Annotated in this window: 19 protein-coding genes and 1 pseudogene; 14 read left to right on the top strand and 6 right to left on the bottom strand. The window is 54.0% G+C overall.

Annotation, left to right across the window (positions count from 1 at the left end; all coding sequences use genetic code 11):
- Together BLT01_RS15415 and rpsD are read right to left on the bottom strand one after the other, a co-directional pair.
- A pseudogene (locus BLT01_RS15415) lies at positions 1–117 on the bottom strand (cobalamin-binding protein); the annotation flags it as partial.
- Between the two features lie 250 nt (positions 118–367).
- Entirely contained in the window at positions 368–970 is a 603-nt protein-coding gene (rpsD, locus tag BLT01_RS10575) for a 30S ribosomal protein S4 (protein WP_092097655.1), read from the bottom strand.
- Between the two features lie 456 nt (positions 971–1,426).
- On the opposite strand from rpsD, the gene BLT01_RS10570 reads away from it, so the two are divergent.
- On the top strand, positions 1,427–2,641 hold the full coding sequence (locus BLT01_RS10570) for a trans-sulfuration enzyme family protein (RefSeq protein WP_092097654.1): 1,215 nt from the start codon (positions 1,427–1,429) through the stop codon (positions 2,639–2,641).
- A gap of 75 nt (positions 2,642–2,716) precedes the next feature.
- Here BLT01_RS10570 and BLT01_RS10565 read toward each other — a convergent pair whose 3' ends face one another.
- Entirely contained in the window at positions 2,717–3,202 is a 486-nt protein-coding gene (locus BLT01_RS10565) for a GAF domain-containing protein (protein ID WP_092097653.1), read from the bottom strand.
- A gap of 158 nt (positions 3,203–3,360) precedes the next feature.
- On the opposite strand from BLT01_RS10565, the gene ezrA reads away from it, so the two are divergent.
- From ezrA to BLT01_RS10515, 10 genes are all read left to right on the top strand, one after another.
- The gene (gene ezrA / locus BLT01_RS10560; RefSeq protein ID WP_176765122.1) at positions 3,361–5,049 is read left to right on the top strand and encodes a septation ring formation regulator EzrA; all 1,689 of its coding nucleotides are present in this window, start codon (positions 3,361–3,363) and stop codon (positions 5,047–5,049) included.
- 77 nt (positions 5,050–5,126) lie between these two features.
- A complete protein-coding gene (locus BLT01_RS10555; RefSeq protein ID WP_092097651.1) occupies positions 5,127–6,254 on the top strand; it encodes a cysteine desulfurase family protein in 1,128 nt (375 codons plus the stop codon).
- Positions 6,255–6,261: 7 nt separating this feature from the next.
- Positions 6,262–7,467 carry a tRNA uracil 4-sulfurtransferase ThiI gene (gene thiI, locus BLT01_RS10550; RefSeq protein ID WP_092097650.1) on the top strand — a complete coding sequence of 402 codons (1,206 nt, stop codon included), beginning with the start codon at positions 6,262–6,264 and terminating at the stop codon, positions 7,465–7,467.
- Positions 7,468–7,547: 80 nt separating this feature from the next.
- Positions 7,548–7,754 (top strand): alpha/beta-type small acid-soluble spore protein, encoded by a 207-nt coding sequence (locus BLT01_RS10545; RefSeq protein WP_008300213.1) that lies wholly within the window; start codon positions 7,548–7,550, stop codon positions 7,752–7,754.
- Positions 7,755–7,950: 196 nt separating this feature from the next.
- Entirely contained in the window at positions 7,951–9,516 is a 1,566-nt protein-coding gene (gene mbcS, locus BLT01_RS10540; RefSeq protein WP_092097649.1) for an acyl-CoA synthetase MbcS, read from the top strand.
- Positions 9,517–9,659: 143 nt separating this feature from the next.
- Complete coding sequence (gene rarD, locus BLT01_RS10535; protein ID WP_092097648.1) at positions 9,660–10,571, top strand: EamA family transporter RarD; 912 nt, start codon at positions 9,660–9,662, stop codon at positions 10,569–10,571.
- A 54-nt stretch (positions 10,572–10,625) separates the two neighbouring features.
- Entirely contained in the window at positions 10,626–11,633 is a 1,008-nt protein-coding gene (gene sppA / locus BLT01_RS10530) for a signal peptide peptidase SppA (RefSeq protein ID WP_092097647.1), read from the top strand.
- A 13-nt stretch (positions 11,634–11,646) separates the two neighbouring features.
- Entirely contained in the window at positions 11,647–12,186 is a 540-nt protein-coding gene (locus BLT01_RS10525; protein ID WP_092097646.1) for an RDD family protein, read from the top strand.
- 29 nt (positions 12,187–12,215) lie between these two features.
- Positions 12,216–12,722 (top strand): thiol peroxidase, encoded by a 507-nt coding sequence (tpx, locus tag BLT01_RS10520; protein ID WP_092097645.1) that lies wholly within the window; start codon positions 12,216–12,218, stop codon positions 12,720–12,722.
- A gap of 49 nt (positions 12,723–12,771) precedes the next feature.
- A complete protein-coding gene (locus BLT01_RS10515; protein WP_092097644.1) occupies positions 12,772–13,710 on the top strand; it encodes a class I SAM-dependent methyltransferase in 939 nt (312 codons plus the stop codon).
- A gap of 39 nt (positions 13,711–13,749) precedes the next feature.
- On the opposite strand, the gene BLT01_RS10510 is transcribed toward BLT01_RS10515, so the two are convergent.
- The gene (locus BLT01_RS10510; RefSeq protein ID WP_092097643.1) at positions 13,750–14,220 is read right to left on the bottom strand and encodes a universal stress protein; all 471 of its coding nucleotides are present in this window, start codon (positions 14,218–14,220) and stop codon (positions 13,750–13,752) included.
- A gap of 211 nt (positions 14,221–14,431) precedes the next feature.
- Here BLT01_RS10510 and ald point away from each other — a divergent pair, with 211 nt between their 5' ends.
- Positions 14,432–15,547, top strand: a complete 1,116-nt coding sequence (gene ald / locus BLT01_RS10505) for an alanine dehydrogenase (protein ID WP_092097642.1) — start codon at positions 14,432–14,434, stop codon at positions 15,545–15,547.
- A gap of 82 nt (positions 15,548–15,629) precedes the next feature.
- On the opposite strand, the gene BLT01_RS10500 is transcribed toward ald, so the two are convergent.
- Entirely contained in the window at positions 15,630–16,724 is a 1,095-nt protein-coding gene (locus BLT01_RS10500) for a M24 family metallopeptidase (protein WP_092097641.1), read from the bottom strand.
- Positions 16,725–16,833: 109 nt separating this feature from the next.
- Here BLT01_RS10500 and BLT01_RS10495 point away from each other — a divergent pair, with 109 nt between their 5' ends.
- A complete protein-coding gene (locus tag BLT01_RS10495; RefSeq protein ID WP_092097660.1) occupies positions 16,834–17,517 on the top strand; it encodes a metal-dependent hydrolase in 684 nt (227 codons plus the stop codon).
- A 203-nt stretch (positions 17,518–17,720) separates the two neighbouring features.
- Positions 17,721–19,028, top strand: a complete 1,308-nt coding sequence (locus tag BLT01_RS10490; protein WP_092097640.1) for a DRTGG domain-containing protein — start codon at positions 17,721–17,723, stop codon at positions 19,026–19,028.
- Positions 19,029–19,051: 23 nt separating this feature from the next.
- On the opposite strand, the gene BLT01_RS10485 is transcribed toward BLT01_RS10490, so the two are convergent.
- Positions 19,052–19,360: a YtpI family protein gene (locus tag BLT01_RS10485; protein WP_092097639.1), complete on the bottom strand. Its 309-nt coding sequence runs from the start codon at positions 19,358–19,360 to the stop codon at positions 19,052–19,054.
- Positions 19,361–19,449: the final 89 nt, after the last annotated feature.

Here is a 19,449-nt window from a genome sequence, read left to right as displayed (position 1 = left end):
CAGTTCCGCTGCAGATGATGGCCAATCCGAAAAATCATCCACACCGGCAAGCTGTCCGTCCAAGCCGAGATAAGCGAGCAATTCCGTGTTGCTCGGACAAATCGAGACAAGTTTCATCGCTACCCCTCCATTCATCTAAACCGATTGTAGCAGACGCCGTAACGAAGAACGGCGTCTGTGCTCAAAAGCGCAAGCGTTGAGCAACAGAACTCTTCCTGTGCTCAAAAGCGCAAGCGTTGAGCAACAGAACTCTTCCTGTGCTCAAAAGCGCAAGCGTTGAGCAACAGAACTCTTTCATTTGTTCGAACACAAAAAAGCTGCAGACAAGGAGGAGGGCCTCGCTTTGTCTGCAGCCTGTAAAAGCTGATTAGCGGTTGTAGAATTCAACGATCAGCGCTTCGTTGATCTCTGCAGGAAGTTCGCTGCGCTCAGGAAGACGGACGAATGTGCCTTTCTTCGCTTCTGCATCGAATGTCACATAGTCAGGAACGAAGTTTGTCGCTTCGATCGCTTCGTTGACAGCCGACAGGTTCTGGGAACGCTCGCGGAGCGAGATTTCCTGACCAGGAGCTACGCGGTACGACGGAATGTCGACGCGCTTGCCGTCAACGAGGACGTGACCGTGGTTGACGAGCTGGCGTGCCTGGCGGCGTGTGCGGGCAAGGCCCATGCGGTATACGACGTTGTCGAGGCGCGTTTCAAGCAGGATCATGAAGTTTTCGCCGTGCTTACCAGGCATTTTGCCTGCACGGAGGAACAGTGTGTGGAATTGGCGTTCGTTGACACCGTACATGTGACGGAGTTTTTGCTTTTCTTGAAGCTGCATGCCGTATTCCGAGAGTTTCTTACGCTGGTTCGGGCCGTGCGGGCCTGGAGCGTAAGGACGTTTTTCGAGTTCTTTGCCCGTACCGCTCAGGGAAATACCGAGGCGGCGGGAGATTTTCCAAGATGGACCTGTGTAGCGAGCCATGGATGACTCCTCCTCTTAAGTTGGTTTTATTTTGAGTAAAATAAAAACCAGATGTGTTCAAACAGGGTGCCATTTCATCATCTTGCACCTTCGCCCCAGCAGCCAAGGGTTACGCGATGCACCGTTTACCCGGACATTGTCCGGCTCCGGGCGGCAGAGGTTCGGGGCATAAGCCGTGCTGCGCCGCGAATCAGGATTCGCTCTGTCGCCCACCCAATCGTGGTGGGCACAAAAGTGCATCCCGGCTTATGCCTGTCACCTCGTAGCAGCCGCCTTGCGCTTTGTAAAGGGATAAAATGAACAGCCTTGCTCACACAACTGCTGCGTTTATTTTACACAACGAATATCATACCCTGCCGGTCAGTCGAAGTCAAGAACAAGGATGGTTCCCTTTTGGAGGCTGGGAAGATATAATAGCAGTTAGTGATAGCGCTTTCATAAAGGGGAGGGGCAACGATGAGAAAAAAGGTTCACCGTGATACACTTATTATTCACGAAGGTCATGATCCGCACGACCACCAGGACAGCTTGGCCGTTCCGCTTTACCAGACATCTACCTATGTATTCCCGGATGCGGCTTCCGGGGCGGCCCGGTTTGCCGGGGAAGAAGCGGGTAATATTTATTCCAGGCTGACCAACCCTACCGTCAGGGTGCTGGAGGAACGGATTGCCGCTTTGGAAAAAGGGGCGGGCGCTCTTGTATTCGGCTCGGGCATGGCAGCGGTCAGCGCCGTCCTGGTACACGCGACGAAGGCAGGAGACCATGTGCTTTGCACAAGGGGAATCTACGGCTGCACATTCGGCCTTCTGAATATCCTGGAGGAGAAATACGGCATCACGCACGGCTTGATTCCGATGAGGACGGAAGAAGAGATCGAGCGCCATGTCACGCCGGAAACGAGTGTCATCTATATCGAGACACCGGTCAACCCGACGATGGAAGTGGCCGATATCCGCGCGGCCGTCAGTGTCGCCCGGCGCCACGGCCTCAAAGTTATTGTGGATAATACCTTCTGCTCTCCGTATATCCAAAATCCGCTTGATTTCGGCGCGGACTTTGTCCTTCACAGCGCGACCAAGTATATCAATGGCCACGGTGATGTGATTGCGGGTCTCTTGGTCGGTGCTGACGAAGAGGAAATCGGCCGGATCCGGATGACCGTGCAGAAAGACTTTGGGGGGATCGTTTCCCCGTTTGACGCATGGCTCATGATCCGGGGACTCAAGACGCTTGCCGTCCGGATGGAGCGACACTGCTCCAACGCGGAGGCCGTCCTCAACTACCTGAAAACAGTTCCGGCGGTCAGAGAAGTTCATTATCCGTTTGATGACAATCATCCGGACGCTGAAGTGGCCAAACGGCAAATGACTGCCGGAGGGGGCATTTTTTCGTTCACGCTTGACGGTGGCCTGGAAGAAGCACGGATTTTCCTCGATGAACTGCGGCTAGTCAAACTGGCAGTGAGCCTGGGGGATGCCGAGTCACTGATCCAGCATCCGGCCACGATGACCCACTCAGCGGTGCCGGGAGACGAACGGAAGGCAATGGGCATCACCGACTCGATGATCCGTTTTTCTGCGGGACTGGAACACCCTGACGACATTATTGCGGATTTAGATGCCGCTTTTGCCGTGCTCAAGAAAAGGACAGCTGCGGCTGGAGCTGAATAATCTTTGCATAAAAAAACAGGGCAGCACGGCAAATGGCCGGCTGCCCTGTTTTATGATGGAAACGGGCCGGAATCCTTAGTTCAGATGGTTGACCAGCACTCCAACGAACTTTTCCAGCCCTTGCGCGTCCTCTTCGGAGAAGCGCGCCAATTCGGGACTGTCGATATCCAGGACACCAAAAACACGGTCTTCCAAGATGATGGGAATGACCACTTCGGAACGGGATGCGGCGTCGCAGGCGATATGCCCGGGGAAGGCATGGACATCTTCCACCAGCTGGGTTTTCCGTTCCAGCGCGGCTGTGCCGCAAACCCCTTTGCCGAGTGGAATCCGGACACATGCCGGAAGCCCTTGGAAAGGACCGAGCACAAGCTCATCCTTGCCGTCCATCAGGTAGAATCCAACCCAATTGACGCGGTTGAGGAACTGATTAAGGAGTGCAGAGGCATTGGCGAGGTTCGCCATGACGTTCGTTTCTCCTTCGAGCAGTGCATCCAGCTGCTTGCCCAGCAGATCGTACTTTTCCTGAAGCGTGCCATGATCTTGCTTACGAGTGAACACGGCTAATCTCTCCTTTCAGAGAAGGGTTCTCTGTAATGGGTGATGAATGATGGCGAATCATGCAATTTCTTGCGAAAAACAACGGCATAAAACCATGAAACATGATACTATATAGGATAATACAGCGTTTACAGTGATTTTGGAACAGGGGGACTATGATGAAGTACATCATCATTGGCACTATCATTCTCATTGCTTTGATCATCGTCGCCTTCATTATGAGGCGAAAGCATACAGCCGTCATCAATAAGCTGGAAGTGGAGAAGCTGCAGATTCAGCATAAGCCGATCCTTGAAGAACTGACAAAAGTGAAGCAGCTGAATATGAACGGAGAGACGGAGGAGATGTTCGAGCGCTGGCGAAGCAGCTGGACGGAAGTCATGGACGACCACATGCCGGCAATCGACAACCTCCTTTTTGATGCTGAAGAAGCCGTCGACCGTCTCCGGTTCGGCAAGGCGACGGCGATTGAAAATGAGATCGAGTCGAAGATCGCTTATGCCGACGGAGAGATGAACCGGATTCTCGAGGAGTTGGATAAACTGATCGGCAGCGAAGAACTGAACCGTGTGGAAATGGACGAGCTGAAAAAACGGCACAAAGCTGCCCGCAAAAACCTTCTGGCTCACCAGCACTCATTCGGAAACGCGATTGGCCGGCTGGAAAAGCGTCTTGAAGCCATCAATCCCCGATTTGAAGAGTACGATGAGCTGACTGCGGCGGGAAATTACCTGAAAGCCCGTGAGACTGTACTGGGACTCTCCGATGAAGCAAAAGAGACGTTTGCGCTGATTGAAGACGTGCCGGTCCTCCTGACGGAAATCCAGACGAAAATCCCGCAGGCCATCAGAGAATTGCGGGCAGGCATCCGGGAAATGGAGGACGGCGGCTACTACATCGGACATTTGAAGATGGAGGAACGCCTTGCTGAAATCGATTGCGAACTGGATGACCTGAAAGCGGCGCTTGAGGTGCTCGAAGTGGCCGAAGTCAAAGATCGCACCGCTTTCCTGGAGGAAGAGATCAACGGGTTCTACGACAAGCTGGAGCGGGAAGTGTATGCCCGCCATTATGTCGAAGAAAACCACGCTGAGATCGCCGCGAACCTCGGGGAGCTCAGCGCTTTCACCAGGAGCACCGCGGACGAAGCCCGCTTTGTCCAGCAGAACTACCGCCTCAGCGAGAAGGAAGCGGCCATTCCCGAGGCGGCACTGGAACAGGTGGCAGGATTGGAAAAGCGCTTTGGTTTACTGACGGACCGGATCAATGCCGGACAGTCCGCGTCCTCCGTTCTTGAGGAAGAGCTGAAAGCGATCGACGAGGAGTCGAGACTGCTCCTTGATGAGCAGGGCCGTTTCTCAGACCGCCTGAAGGAACTGCGCATCAATGAAACAGAGGCGCGGGCACAGCTGTCCGAACTCGGGAGAATCCTTCAGGAGACGGATCGGAAATTATTCAAAGCGAATACTCCAGGGATTCCTGAAGACATGGACGTACGTCTTGAGGAAGCGGAAGAACAGCTGTTTATCGTCAGCCGCAATCTTCAGGAGATGCCGCTGAATATGGCGCTTGTCAATGAAAGCCTTGCAAAAGCGGAAAACTACATTCACGAAGTGTCCCAGAAGGCGGATGAAATGCTGGAAAACGTCGACCTGATCGAACGACTGATCCAGTACGGCAACCGCTACCGTTCCAGTCCTGCAATCGATGAGCAGCTGGCAGAAGCGGAAGAGGCATTTCACCAGTGCCGCTATGGCAAAGCGCTGGAAGATGCGGCCTCCGCCGTAGAGGCAGCAGAACCGGGCGCGCTAAAAAAAATCGAAGTACTTGTCAAACAGGAAGTCTGACGTACATAATAAGTCAGGGAATCAGCCACCTCACAGTCTTGTGACGGTGGCTTTCGTTTGGAAAGGAAGCATGCATCATGATTTATTTCGACAACAGTGCGACAACCATGCCTGATGACCGGGTACTGGATACATTCATCAAATCCTCGAAGGCCTTCTTTGCCAATCCCTCCTCGCTGCACAGGCTTGGTATCGAGGCTGACCGCCTGCTTCGGCGGGCAAGCGAGCAGGTGGCCGAGCTTGCGGGCATGCCGGGCGGCAAAGTTGTCTTTACGTCCGGGGGGACGGAAGCGGATAATCTGGCTCTTTTCGGACTGGCACGCGGCAACCGCAGCCACGGAAAAAAAGTTCTTGTGTCGGCGATTGAGCACCCGGCCGTTCTGCAGTCCCTTGCACAACTGGAAGCGGAAGGGATTGAGGCTGACACCGTGCAAGTGGGACGGGACGGGGTGATCGACCTTGCCGATCTGGACAGGAAACTCACGCCGGACACGTCCCTCGTCTCCATCATGCACGTCAACAACGAAACCGGCGCTATTCAGCCGCTTGAGGAAGCGGGAAGGTACATCCGGGCCAAAACGCGGGCCGTTTTCCATTCGGATACAGTACAAAGCTTCGGGAAAATTCCGATTCCGATGAATAACAACGGTCCTGACGCCATATCTGTATCAGCCCACAAAATCCACGGCATTGAAGGATCCGGCGCACTGATCATGAAAAAGCGTCTTGGCCTGGAACCGATCCTGTTCGGGGGCGGCCAGCAGGAAGGCCTCAGAAGCGGCACGGTACCGGTCGCGCACGCGGCGGCTCTTGCCAAGGCGATGCGCCTGGCGGTGGAGGAACGGGGCCTGGCGCCTTATGATGAGTGGAGAAACGAGCTTATCCGCTATTTCGGCACTTTTGACAAGGTGTTGGTGCTCGGCGCCGAGAATAATGCGCCCCATATCCTCTCCGTCGCCATCCGTGGCATTAAAGGGGAAATTGCCGTCAATGCTCTCCAGGAACAGGAGATCTATGTATCCACATCAAGCGCTTGCTCATCGAGAAGCCGCAAAGAAAGTCATGTCCTCCAGGCGATGGGTGTTCCGGATCATTACCGCCACGGCGTGATCCGGATCAGTTTCGGTCGGATGAATTCGGCGGAGGAGATTGAGCAATTCAAAGAAGCATTTACTTCGTTCATCGGAACGCTAGAAAGGGTTTGATCCAAAAATGATGTACCATGAAATTATGATCCGTTACGGGGAACTTTCACTGAAAGGGAAAAACCGGAACGTATTCATCCGCAAGCTGAGAGACAATATCCGCCGGATCATGAAAGATCTGCCGACGGTCAAGGTTAAATCGGAACATGACCGGATGTATCTGTTTGCGGAAGAAGGGCAGGAAATTGAAGAAGCCCTGACGCGCCTGCAGGATGTGTTTGGGATCCAGTCATTCAGCCCTGCGGTGCGCTGCAAGGCCAATCTGGATTCAATCAAGGAAACCGCCGAACGGATTCTGTCGGGCATGGAGACGGAAGGCAAAACGTTCAAGGTGGAAGTCCGGCGCGCGGACAAGACCTTCCCGCTGAAAACAATTGAACTCCAGCAGGAATTGGGCGGCCACCTGCTCCCGATCTTCCCGGGTCTGGTCGTCAAGATGAAACATCCTGAAATCCGCTTGCTTGTCGATATCCGCGAGGATGGAGCTTATCTCTCCACGGAAACCATTCAGGGAGCCGGCGGCCTTCCGGCGGGTTCCAACGGCCATGCGCTCCTCATGCTTTCAGGGGGAATCGACAGCCCCGTCGCCGGTTATCTGATGATGAAGCGGGGCCTGAAACTGGATGTCATCCACTTCCACAGTCCGCCGTTTACGAGCGAGCAATCCAAGCAAAAAGTCGTGGAACTTGCGGAACGGCTGAGCACATTCGGCACAAAGATCCGCATGCATACGATCCGCTTCACCGAAATCCAGCAGGCGATTCAGGGCGCGGTTCCGTCAGCGCTCACAATGACCACGACGAGGCGCTTGATGATGAAAATCGCCGACCGGGTCCGGGAAGAAATCGGAGCGAAAGCAATTGTCACCGGCGAAAGCCTGGGCCAGGTTGCGAGCCAGACGCTCGACAGCCTGAGTGCCATCAATGAAGTGACGTCTACACCAGTGCTCCGCCCGCTGATTGCGATGGATAAACTGGATATCATCGGTGTCGCTGAAAAAATCGGCACCTATGAAATCTCGATCCGCCCATTTGAGGACTGTTGCACCATCTTTACGCCGGCCAATCCGGCCACCAAGCCAAAAACGGATAAAGTCATCTATTATGAAAGCAATGCCGATTTCGGGCCACTGATTGAACAAGCCGTAGCCGGGCGGGAAATCACCGAACTGCCGTTTAAAAAAGAAGAAGATCCGTTTTCAGACCTTCTGTAATCCGGCACAAATTTCCAGATATCCGGCCGTATGATAATTCTCCTCCGGCACATTCTATGTGCACAAGGAGGTGATACATCATGGCAAACAACAACAGCAACAACTCGAACCAGCTTCTCGTACCTGGTGTCCGCCAAGCGCTTGACCAGATGAAGTACGAAATCGCTCAGGAATTCGGAGTTCAGCTGGGTGCCGACGCAACATCGCGTGCCAACGGTTCCGTTGGCGGAGAAATCACCAAGCGTTTGGTTTCGATGGCACAGCAGCAGATGAAAGGCCAACAATAATGCATGCGAAGGCCGCCCGTCCAATGACGGGCGGTCTTTAAATTTGTCCCGGCATTCTTCTCGATAATTTGTGTTTGCATAGTGATTTTATCCCTAAGAGATTGACCGGATTCGGATTCCGAAAACAAAATCTATTTTGAAACGGCGGAATGTTAGGCGTATAATCAAAATGAGTATGGCAAAGGGGTGACTGGGCATGAAAAGAGAAGATCTTCTGGCTCCGGAGATGTATAACTTGGTTTCGGAATTTGAAAAATATGCCGATGTTCCTGCGCGAAAGGCGCTGATCTGGACAGATGGCAAAGAAACAAGTGAGGTCACGTACCGTGAACTGATGGATCGTGCAAATCGCTGTGCGAACGTGCTGGCATCCAACGGACTTGGAAAAGGCGATGTAGTCATTGTCATGATGCCACGGCTTATTGAAGCCTATGTGGTTTATGCAGCTGCACTAAAGGCCGGCATCGTAGTGATTCCGAGCTCTGAAATGCTCCGGGCCACGGATATCGATTACCGGATCGTGCACAGCGGAGCCAAAGCAATCATCGCCTACGCACCGTTTGCGGATCAGTTCAAAGAAGCCGCTCATATGGACGGTGTCAAATTGTTCATGGTCGGTGATTCGGAGAAAGGAATTCCTCTGCTGGAGGAAATGGAAAAGGCATCGGCCAAGTTCACGGCATCCGGAACAAAAAGCAGCGATACAGCTTTCCTGTCTTATACGTCTGGCACAACAGGAAAACCGAAGGGAGTCGTCCATACCCACGGGTGGGGTTATGCCCATTTGAGAACTTCCGCTGCCAACTGGCTCGGCATCGAAGACGGCGACACGGTTTGGGCGACCGCCAGCCCGGGGTGGCAGAAGTGGATCTGGTCGCCGTTTCTGGCGACGCTCGGCAGCGGTTCCACAGGATTTGTCTACAATGGGCGTTTTGATCCGGAAAAGTATTTGGAGCTCATCTGTGAGTATGACATCAATGTCCTTTGCTGCACGCCGACGGAATACAGGCTGATGGCAAAGACGGACAACCTGTCTGAGTATGACCTCTCTTCGCTTCACAGTGCCGTCTCGGCAGGTGAGCCCCTGAACATTGAAGTGATCGAAACGTTCCGGCGTGAATTCAGCCTGGAGGTCAGGGACGGATACGGGCAGACAGAAAACACGCTGCTTGTCGGAACGATGAAAGGAATGGAAGCGCGACCGGGTTCAATGGGGAAGCCGACCCCGGGCAATCGCGTCGAGATCATCGATGAGAACGGAAAGCCTTGTGTTGCCGGTGAAGTCGGGGATATCGCAGTTCATGTCAGCACGCCTGCGCTGTTCAAGAAATACCTGAACGATCCGGAGCGGACGAGCCGGCAGTTCCGGGGGGATTATTACGTGACGGGAGACCGAGCGAGAATGGATGAAGACGGATATTTCTGGTTCGAGGGCCGTTCCGATGACATCATCATTTCCTCCGGCTATACGATCGGGCCATTTGAAGTGGAGGACGCTCTGACCCAGCATCCGTCAGTAAAAGAATGCGCAGTGGTCGCAAGTCCGGATCCTGACCGCGGCAGCATCGTCAAAGCTTATATTGTGCTCCGGAATCCGGATGAGGCATCGGATAAGCTTGTGAAGATTCTTCAGGAACACGTCAAAACCATCACAGCTCCGTATAAATATCCCCGTGTGATCGAATTTATCGAAGAACTGCCGAAAACTGCGTCAGGCAAGATCATGAGGGTCGAACTCCGCAAGCAGGAAGCCATGAGCTGATTTGGCCCGACCCATCTTTCCGGCCGGCACAGCCGGTCGCGGATGGGCAGTGATCAAACCTCCCGGGTTGCAAAGGGGAGGTTTTTTAGGGTTGCTTAGGCTGTTCTGCAGCGCACGGCAGTACAAGAAAGAAGGGACCGTCCTTGGAAAGTAAAGAAAAAGCAGGCATCATCTGGGCGGCCTCCGCTTACCTGATATGGGGAGTGTTGCCGATCTATTGGAAGAGCCTCGGCCATGTGCCGAGCGGAGAAGTTCTTGCCCAACGGATTTTCTGGGCATCCATCACAACCGGCGTGGCGGTGTTGTTGCTGGGGCAGGGAAAGCTGCTAGCCGCGGATCTGAAGGCCCTCTGGAAAAACAAGCGGGCATTTTGGAGTCTGCTTGGTGCTTCCATCATTATCTCCGGAAACTGGTTCCTGTTTATCTGGGCGGTCAACAACGGGCATATCGTACAGACCAGTCTCGGTTATTACATCAATCCGCTTTTATCCATTCTGCTCGGTATCGTTTTCCTGAAGGAGCGGCTGTCTTCACCTGAAAAGGCAGCCGTTGTCCTGGCACTGATGGGTGTCCTGATCATCACCGTTTCCCACGGCACTGTCCCGTGGCTGGCGCTCGGCCTTGCGGGGACATTCGCCGTCTACGGTTTCGCGAAAAAGACGATCCATCTGGATGCGTTAAGAGGCCTGACAATCGAAACGGCTTTTATCGCACCCGCTGCTGCCGTGTACCTGATCTGGGCAGAAACGGCGGACCGCCTGGTTTTCTTTGATGCAGGTCCCGGCACAGTCCTCCTCCTCATTCTTTCCGGAGCAGCAACGGCGATTCCGCTCGTTCTGTTTGCGAGGGGGGCTCAGAGCATCCCGCTATATTTGCTCGGTTTCCTTCAGTACGTTGCGCCGACAATGATGCTGTTTCTGGGCGTGGTGGTCTACGGGGAAGCATTTGGTACCGTAGAAATGATTGCCTTTTCCTTTATCTGGGCCGGTTTGGTTCTGGTGACTCTCTCGAAGTTCCGGATGATGAAGAAGATGAGGTTTGCCCAAGAAAAATGAAACGGAACGGCGTTCCGTCCCGTATAGTGAGATGGAAAGGGAGGTAGGAATCAAATGAATATGAAACGATGGATCGCCCTCGGCGCGGCTGTCCTGTTATTCGTTGTCGCGGCGGGCATCAACACGGTGTCTTCCTTCATGTCGATGAACTGGCAGTCCATGATGGAAGACCAGCTTGGAACTGCAAGCGGTCAGATGGAGCAGGTCGTCGAGGATGGGGATGCGAGGAACCGGATTGCGCTCCTTCGTGTTGATGGAATCATCCAGGACACGGGCGCGGCCTCTCCGCTGTTTGCCACGGGATACAACCATCAGGCATTCATGGAGCAGCTGGAGTTGGTCCGGGAAGACAAATCCGTCAAGGGGATTGTTCTGTATGTAAACTCCCCGGGCGGCGGCGTGGTCGAATCGTCCGACATCCATGACAAACTGGTCGAGATCAAGGAAGAAAAGGATATCCCGGTTTATGTCAGCATGGGTTCCATGGCGGCATCAGGCGGATATTATATTTCGGCGCCGGCGGACAAAATCTTTGTACATAAAGAGACCCTGACCGGCTCAATCGGCGTGATCATGGAAAGTGTCAACTATGGAGGATTCGCCGAAGAGCACGGCATCGATTTCGTCACGATCAAATCAGGCAAGTACAAAGACATCATGAGCCCGACGCGGGAAATGACGGAAGAAGAGCGGAAGATGCTCCAGACAATGCTGAACGATTCCTATGAGCGTTTTGTGGACGTCATCGAGGCTGGCCGCGGAATGAGCGAGTCTGAAGTGAAGAAATGGGCGGATGGCCGCATCATGAACGGCGGGCAGGCGGTAGAAGCCCGACTTGCGGACGAAACCGGCCGGCTTGAAGACGCAATTTCCGGTCTCCGGACGGATTACGATTTGGACAAAGCCCAGATGTTCGAATACAGCATGGATGCGGGCTTCGGCTCACTGCTCGGTGTCAAGATGCAGTCGCTTTTCCAGGGGGATCTGGAGAGCCGCATCATCGGACAGGTGCTGTCGGACTATAACTCGCCGCGCATGATGTACCTGTACGGTGAAAAGTGAGGAGGGATTCGCAATGACAGAACCAATTCATGAAACCGGCCATCTGTCCGGATCCTTCCCGGAGCCCGAGGAGTTCCGACACGCTTATGCAGGATTCTGGATCCGCTTCTGGTCGTATCTGATCGACCTCATCGTCCTCGGGTCTCTCAGTATGCTGGCGCTGCGTCCGCTGTTCCGGCTGGCGGGACTCGAAATCGCGCCGGACGCCTGGTATGCACCCTATAATCTTCTGACTGCGGCGATTTTCTTCCTGTATTTCATCCTCATGACGAAATACTTTGGCCAGACGGTAGGCAAGATGGTGACCGGCATCAGGGTGATCCGGCGGGACGGAGGGCCTCTGGACTGGAAGACCGTTCTGTTTCGAGAGTGGATCGGCCGATATTTCTCGAAGACGCTTACCGTTCTCTACCTTGTAGTCGGATTCACTCCGAAAAAGGAAGCCCTGCACGATTATATCGCGGATACGCTGATCATCCATGAGGAGCGCTACCAGAAATCGGCACTTTCCCGCGGCTATGCGAACCGTTTGCAAGACGGTCACGCACTCTAGTACACTGGGTGAAAAGGAGGCGTTGCAAGATGGCACAAGTAACATTCAAACAACAACCGGTTACACTTCTCGGAACGGAAATCAAGGCCGGTGACGAAGCGCCGGACTTCACGGTTCTTCAAAATGACCTGTCACCGTTCACGCTGAAAGATACGGAAGGGAAGATCCGCCTCATCAGCGTCATCCCGTCGATCGACACAGGCGTCTGCTCAACGCAGACCAAGCGCTTCAACGAAGCGGTCACAGACCTGGGCGATGACGTGGCGGTTCTGACCATCTCTGCCGACCTGCCGTTTGCACAGGCACGCTGGAAGGCGTCGGAAGGCCTGGATAATGCCCATACCCTTTCCGATCACCGCGACCTGTCCTTCGGGACGGCATACGGTGTTGTCATGAAGGAGCTGCGCCTCCTGGCCCGGAGCGTCTTCGTAATCGGCAAAGACGGCAAAGTGGCCTACGTCGAATACGTCCCGGAAGGCACCGACCACCCGGACTACGACAAAGCAATCGACGCCGTCAAAAAACTGGCGGAATAAAAACGAAACCCACTCCGGCGAGTGGGTTTCTCATTTGCGGAGGATGAACATGGAAACCAATACAGAACGGATCTTCAATTTCCTCGACGGACATGCTGAAAGGATATCGAAAAAAGAAGGGACGCTTTATCTGGAAGCCGTCCTTGAAACGGTCAGGGCATGGGCGGACGGAAAGACTTCACCGGAAGCGGAAAAACCGTCTAAGGAAGAAGTGCGCAAAGGCCTTCAGCTTGCCACGCTGAAGGGGATGAAAGAAAGCGCGCAGCCGAACCATCAGATGACCCCCGACTCTATCGGCCTCATCGCCGGATACCTGGCAGATCGCCTATCGGGAGGAAAACCGTATGTCACCCTGTTCGACCCGGCAATCGGGACAGGAAACCTGCTCTACACAGTGATGAACTTCATGGACGGCCGCACCGCTGCTAGCGGATCGGAAATCGATGATCTGCTGATCCAGCTCGCGGCCGCATCGGCTGACCTGCTCGCACAGCCAATCACCCTCTACCATCAGGATTCGCTGCGCCCGCTTATGGTGGATCCGTCAGACTTCGTCGTCACCGACCTGCCGGTGGGTTATTACCCGGATGATGAAAACGCGATGAATTACAACCTGAGGGCGGAAGAAGGCCATTCCTATGCCCATCACCTGTTTATCGAGCAGTCGATGCGTCATCTGAAAAAGGGCGGCCATGGCATCTTCGTCGTCCCGGCAAACTTGTTTGAATCGGAATTTGCGACACAGCTCCATACATTCCTGAAGGATGAAGCCGAAATCCTCGGCGTCATCGCACTTCCGGAAGGCCTGTTCAAGAATCGTGCAAATGCAAAAAGCCTGCTTCTCCTCAGGAAGCCGCACAGCCGGACAGGTCCGAAACCTGAGGTTCTGCTGGCGCAGGCGCCCGACCTTAAAAATGCAAAAGCCGTTTCTGCATTTTTCGGAAAGGTCGACGTTTGGGCGGAGCAAAACGGTTATCAGAAAGCGTGAAAAAGGGATGTGCAGCATTCGGCTGCTCATCCCTTTTATTTATTCGATGACCGGTTCTTCGCCCGGCAGTTCTTCAGTCCGGACAACAAGTACATCACACTTTGCGCTCCTGACGATCGTTTCCGAAATGGAACCGATCAGGAAGCGTTCGACTGCATTAAGGCCGGTCGCTCCGCAGATGATCAGATCCGCTTCGACTTTTTTCGAGATATCGCGCGGGATCATGGTTTTCGGCGAACCGTATTCAACGATGACATTTACATCTTTGACGCCTGCAGATTCCGCTTCCTTTTTATAATCGGCAAGGAGCCCGTCAGCGAATTTCTGGGCCCGTTCGGCGATGGAGCGGTCATACGCTTCGACTGCCGCGAACGAGCGGGTGTCGATGATGTTCACCAGGTTCAATGTCGCATGGTTTCGCTTCGCAATGCCGACCGATTTCTTGAAGGCCCATTCCGCTTCCTTGGAACCGTCCACCGCGACAAGGATATGTTTGTAGTTCAAAGTCATGTTAGTTCCCTCCCTTTTCTATTGTTCTTTTTCGGCGGAAGAACTGCCGAATCCTGCAAAAGTGTGGGAGGAACAATGGCAAAATTGTGTCGCTTCAGAAGAAAAGCACTTTCGTGCCGATCAAAGAGTGGTATGATGGAACTGCAGAAACAGGGGACAAGTCAACCTTCTGCCCAACAACCAAGGAGAGACATACGGGAGGGTTTAGGAAATGCGTATCGGTGTACCAAGGGAAATTAAAAATAATGAAAACCGTGTGGCGATGACGCCTGCAGGCGTGGTAACGCTGAATTTGGCCGGCCATGAAGTCCTGATTGAATCGGGGGCGGGAGACGGTTCCGGTTTCACAGATGAAGCTTACCGCGAAGCAGGAGCGACAATTGTGAGCACAGCCCGTGAAGCATGGGATGCGGAAATGGTCATGAAGGTCAAAGAACCGGTCGCATCCGAATATCCATATTTCCGTGAAGGGCAGATTCTCTTCACCTATCTCCACCTTGCACCGGAAGAGGCCCTCACAGCGGCCATGCTCGAAAAAAAGGTGATCGGCATCGCGTATGAAACCGTCCAGTTGCCGAACCGCTCACTGCCGCTGCTTTCACCAATGAGTGAGGTGGCAGGACGGATGGCCACACAGATCGGCGCCCAGTTCCTCGAGCGCATCCACGGCGGCAAGGGCATTCTCTTGTCCGGCGTGCCGGGCGTCCAGCGCGGCAAGGTCACCGTCATCGGAGGCGGCATGGCTGGTGCGAACGCTGCCCGTGTAGCGGTTGGCATGGGTGCGCAAGTGACCGTGCTCGACCTGAATCCAGAGCGGCTGCGCCAACTGGACGACCAGTTCGGCAACGACATCCAGACGCTTATGTCGAACCCGCTCAACATCGCCGAATCGGTGAAAGATGCAGATCTCGTCATCGGCGCCGTGCTGATTCCCGGTGCCAAGGCGCCAAAACTCGTCACGGAAGAAATGGTCAAGTCCATGCAGCCGGGATCGGTTCTTGTCGACATCGCAATTGACCAGGGCGGCATTTTTGAGACGAGTGACCGGGTGACGACACATGACGATCCGACTTACGAAAAACACGGCGTCGTTCATTATGCAGTCGCCAACATGCCGGGCGCGGTACCGCGAACATCCACGATGGCGCTCACGAACGTCACGGTGCCTTATGCATTACAGATTGCAAATAAAGGATGGAAGCAGGCTGCGCTTGACAACGAGACGCTCCGCAAGGGCTTTAACACGCTTGAGGGCCATATCACATACAAAGCTGTCGCGGATGATCAGGGCCGTGAATATGTACCGGTTGAATCATTGCTTCAATAATGACAGTCAAAAACCGCCGAAGGAAGGTTCCTTTCGGCGGTTTTGCTGTTTCTGTATGGATACTGGTCAACGGCGATTGAGGTTAGCTGATGATTTGGAGTTCTTTCGGGAACTTGGTCAGAACCTCCACTCCGTTGGCTGTGACGACGACATCATCTTCGATCCGGACGCCTGTAATATCCGGATGATAGATTCCCGGCTCGATGGTGAAGACCATGCCTTCTTGCAGTTCCATCTCGTTGGATCCATGCAGGGAAGGGAATTCATGGACGGAAATCCCGAGTCCGTGGCCGAGTCGGTGGGTGAAGTATTCGCCGTATCCGGCCTCCGTGATCACGTCACGGGAGACTTTATCGAGATCCATCGCACGGACTCCCGGCTTGACTGCATCGACGGCAGCCTGCTCGGCGCGTTTTACGGTTTCATAGATATTCCGCATTTCTTCCGTAGGCTCTCCGAATGCCACGGTACGTGTAATGTCGGAGCAGTAGCCTTCCCAGACCACACCGAGGTCGAACAGGATAAAGTCGCCTTTGCGGATTTTCCGATCTCCCGGAGTGCCATGCGGAGAGGCCGTCTTTTTGCCGCTCAACACCATCGTATCGAACGACATATGCGACACGCCTTTTTTCTTCATTTCGAATTCGATGGCTGTCAGGATCTCCAATTCCGTCTTGCCCTCGGCGATTTCCCGGCAGCCCACTCCGATGGCGTAATCCGCGAGTTCCGCCGCTTTGCGGAGTTTCTCGAGTTCAGTTTCATCCTTGATGTTCCGCATGGCATTCAGTTTGCTGTCCAGCCCGGTGAACGAAGCTTCCGGATAAAGTTCCTTTACTCGCTCAAAGCGTTCGACATTCAAGTGGGACTTCTCGATCGCAATACGGGATGGGGTGATTCCCCGGTTGCGGATCGCCTGCTCGACGATCAGCCAGGCATCGTCGGTATCTTCGTGCCCTACGGATTCGCCGGTCCATCCGGCCGCCTTTACATCCGGCACCTCCATTTTGGGTGCGATGATAAACGGCTCTGCATCCCGGAAAACCGCAACGGCAAGCAGCCGCTCATGCGGCTCGCTTTTGAATCCGGAAAGATAAAACACATTATCGGGCGTCGTGACCAAAGCCAGGTCAATCCCGTTCTCTTCCAGGTGCATCCTGATTTCCTTTAACTTTTTCATTTGAACACCAGCCTTTCTGAATGACTCCATCATAGCAAAAAGAAGGATTCGGCGCATGCCCTGTCGAAACATGCTGATGGGAGTTAAACAGAGAAAGGGGCTTTTCAGCATGAAAGTATCCTACCACGGCCATTCTGTCGTCAAAATCCAGACGGAAAAGCATACCATCCTGGTCGACCCGTTCATTACCGGCAATGAATTGACGGATTTGAACGCTGAACAGGAAAATCCGGATGCGATTCTTCTGACTCACGGTCACGGGGATCATGTAGGCGATACGGTCGAAATCGCCAAGCGTTCCGGCGCTCTTGTCGTCGCACCGAATGAGCTGGCCGTCTGGCTCGGCTGGCAGGGGGTTAACGTTCACCCGATGCATATCGGCGGCGCGTACCAATTCGACTTCGGAAAAGTGAAATTCACCCAGGCGTTCCACGGCTCTTCTTTCATCAAGGAAGACAGCCAGGAGATCATCTATACCGGAATGCCGGCAGGAATCCTGTTCACTGCTGAAGGAAAGACGGTACATCACCTTGGGGACACAGGCCTGTTCTCCGACCTGGAGCTGATCGGGAAGCGCCATCCTGCGGACATCGCATTTGTGCCGATCGGGGACAACTTCACAATGGGTCCGGAGGATGCGGCTTATGCTGTCAGCCTCCTGAAGCCAAAAGTGGCGGTCCCGATCCACTATGATACGTTCCCGCCGATCAGGCAGGATCCGGAAGACTTCAGAAAACAGGTGGAAGGAACAGAAGTGAACATCATGAAACCGGGAGATTCTATCGATCTCTGATAATAATTCGGTTGCGGGAGGCCCACCCCTTCCGCTTTTTTGTTTGTGTCAAAATGAAATGGTCAAGAACCTTGCATCAATGGACGCCGGGGACCTTCTGCTTTTCCGCTTAATTCCCCTTTATCTGCAGGGTTCTTTTTGCTTCTCAGCCATCGCCACTATGGTAAGATGGAATCATCAGATGTTGGGAAAAAGGTGACGACGTGGCTACAAAACATGAGAAAATTTTACGATACATCGAGAGCCTCCCGGTCGGCGACAAAATCTCCGTCCGCCAGGTTGCCAAGGAGATGGCAGTCTCCGAGGGAACGGCCTATCGCGCCATCAAGGAAGCGGAAAACCGGAAACTCGTCAACACAATTGAACGGGTCGGTACGATCCGGATCGAACAAAAGAAAAAGGAAAACATCGAGCGGCTGACATTCGCGGAAGTGGTGAACATCGTTGACGGCCAGGTTCTCGGCGGCAGGAACGGCCTGCACAAGACCCTGACAAAGTTCGTCATCGGTGCGATGCAGATGGAAGACATGATGCGCTATACAGACCCGGGCAGTTTGCTGATTGTCGGAAACCGGCTGAAGGTACACGGAAACGCGATCCGCGCAGGGGCGGCAGTGCTCATCACGGGCGGATTCGATGCATCGGAAGAAGTGAAGAAACTGGCCGATGAGATGGAGCTGCCGATCATCTCGACAAGCTACGACACTTTCACCGTGGCTACGATGATTAACCGGGCCATCTATGACCAGCTGATCGAGAAGGATATCCTGCTCGTCGAAGACATCATCGTGCCGATCAGCCAGACGGCCACGCTTGACTCGGATGATCTAGTCTCCGATTTCCATGCGCGCAACAAAACAACCTCTCACGGCGCATTTCCGGTAACGAGCGGCAACGGCCGTCTTGTCGGGATCGTCACGGCAAAGGACGTGATCGGGATGGACGGGGAAGTGCCGGTCGAACGGGTCATGACGCCGAAGCCGATCTCCGCAGGCATGAAGATGAGTGTCGCTTCGGCTGCCCATAGGATGATCTGGGAAGGGATCGACCTGATGCCGGTTGTTTCTGCCGGTGACAGGCTGGAGGGGGTCATCAGCCGTCAGGATGTGCTGAAGGCGCTCCAGGTGGCCCAGCGGCAACCTCACCAAGGAGATACTTTCGAGGATCTCGTGAGGTCCCAGATGGAAGAGGACGAGGAATCCGAGTCAACCTTGCTGTTCACTGTGACACCGCGGATGACAAACCCTCTCGGCTCACTTTCACACGGCGCGCTGACAATCATGCTGTCGGAGGCGGCCGATCAGTTCCTGAAAAAGCGCAAGCGCGGGGAGAGCGTGATTGAGAGCATGTCCGTCTACTTCATGAAGCATGTCCAACTCGGTTCGCAGGTGAGTGTCAGACCGGAACTTCTGGATATGAGCCGGCACTTTGCCAAAATGGAATTCACCGTATACAGCGGTGAGTCGATTGTCGGCAAAGCCATGATGATGCTCCAGGTATTTGAACGATAAAAAAGTGATGCACAGTCTGTGCATCACTTTTCATTCAGCCGCCGCTCTTCTTCCAAGAAGCCGGCATAGTGGTTCCTTGCCTTGATATTGTGTACAAGGACATAGAGCCCCAGCAAGATAAAGGCTGCTGCCACCAGATACGTGATCAAGCCGGAAAACAGGAACAACTGGTTCACACCAAACAGTGCGATGAACGCGCCAAGCGCTGCCGAGGCACTGCTGCGGTGGTACTGCCGCTCCGCCTGAAGGGCAGTCCGGAACTGCTTCGTCTTAAAGTAAAGGTAGGCAACCGCAGAAAAAATGATCAGTGCGGTGAAAATCAGATTAAGCATTGAATCCCTCCGGTCAAGCAAAACTGTCCTTATTGTATCTTGAATTTTGCCGGATTGCGAAGGGAAATGACCGGTCAATGGAGGGAACA

Origin of the sequence: Bhargavaea beijingensis (assembly GCF_900101985.1) — a bacterium.
Classification (GTDB): Bacteria; Bacillota; Bacilli; order Bacillales_A; family Planococcaceae; genus Bhargavaea; species Bhargavaea beijingensis.
This window is presented reverse-complemented; position numbering and strand designations above follow the sequence as displayed.

Bases quoted from the DNA above. Each gene is read 5' to 3' on its own strand.
- rpsD (WP_092097655.1), bottom strand. From the start codon at position 970: ATGGCTCGCTACACAGGTCCATCTTGGAAAATCTCCCGCCGCCTCGGT.
- BLT01_RS10570 (WP_092097654.1), top strand. From the start codon at position 1,427: ATGAGAAAAAAGGTTCACCGTGATACACTTATTATTCACGAAGGTCAT.
- ezrA (WP_176765122.1), top strand. From the start codon at position 3,361: ATGAAGTACATCATCATTGGCACTATCATTCTCATTGCTTTGATCATC.
- BLT01_RS10555 (WP_092097651.1), top strand. From the start codon at position 5,127: ATGATTTATTTCGACAACAGTGCGACAACCATGCCTGATGACCGGGTA.
- thiI (WP_092097650.1), top strand. From the start codon at position 6,262: ATGATGTACCATGAAATTATGATCCGTTACGGGGAACTTTCACTGAAA.
- BLT01_RS10545 (WP_008300213.1), top strand. From the start codon at position 7,548: ATGGCAAACAACAACAGCAACAACTCGAACCAGCTTCTCGTACCTGGT.
- mbcS (WP_092097649.1), top strand. From the start codon at position 7,951: ATGAAAAGAGAAGATCTTCTGGCTCCGGAGATGTATAACTTGGTTTCG.
- sppA (WP_092097647.1), top strand. From the start codon at position 10,626: ATGAATATGAAACGATGGATCGCCCTCGGCGCGGCTGTCCTGTTATTC.
- BLT01_RS10525 (WP_092097646.1), top strand. From the start codon at position 11,647: ATGACAGAACCAATTCATGAAACCGGCCATCTGTCCGGATCCTTCCCG.
- tpx (WP_092097645.1), top strand. From the start codon at position 12,216: ATGGCACAAGTAACATTCAAACAACAACCGGTTACACTTCTCGGAACG.
- BLT01_RS10515 (WP_092097644.1), top strand. From the start codon at position 12,772: ATGGAAACCAATACAGAACGGATCTTCAATTTCCTCGACGGACATGCT.
- BLT01_RS10510 (WP_092097643.1), bottom strand. From the start codon at position 14,220: ATGACTTTGAACTACAAACATATCCTTGTCGCGGTGGACGGTTCCAAG.
- ald (WP_092097642.1), top strand. From the start codon at position 14,432: ATGCGTATCGGTGTACCAAGGGAAATTAAAAATAATGAAAACCGTGTG.
- BLT01_RS10500 (WP_092097641.1), bottom strand. From the start codon at position 16,724: ATGAAAAAGTTAAAGGAAATCAGGATGCACCTGGAAGAGAACGGGATT.
- BLT01_RS10495 (WP_092097660.1), top strand. From the start codon at position 16,834: ATGAAAGTATCCTACCACGGCCATTCTGTCGTCAAAATCCAGACGGAA.
- BLT01_RS10485 (WP_092097639.1), bottom strand. From the start codon at position 19,360: ATGCTTAATCTGATTTTCACCGCACTGATCATTTTTTCTGCGGTTGCC.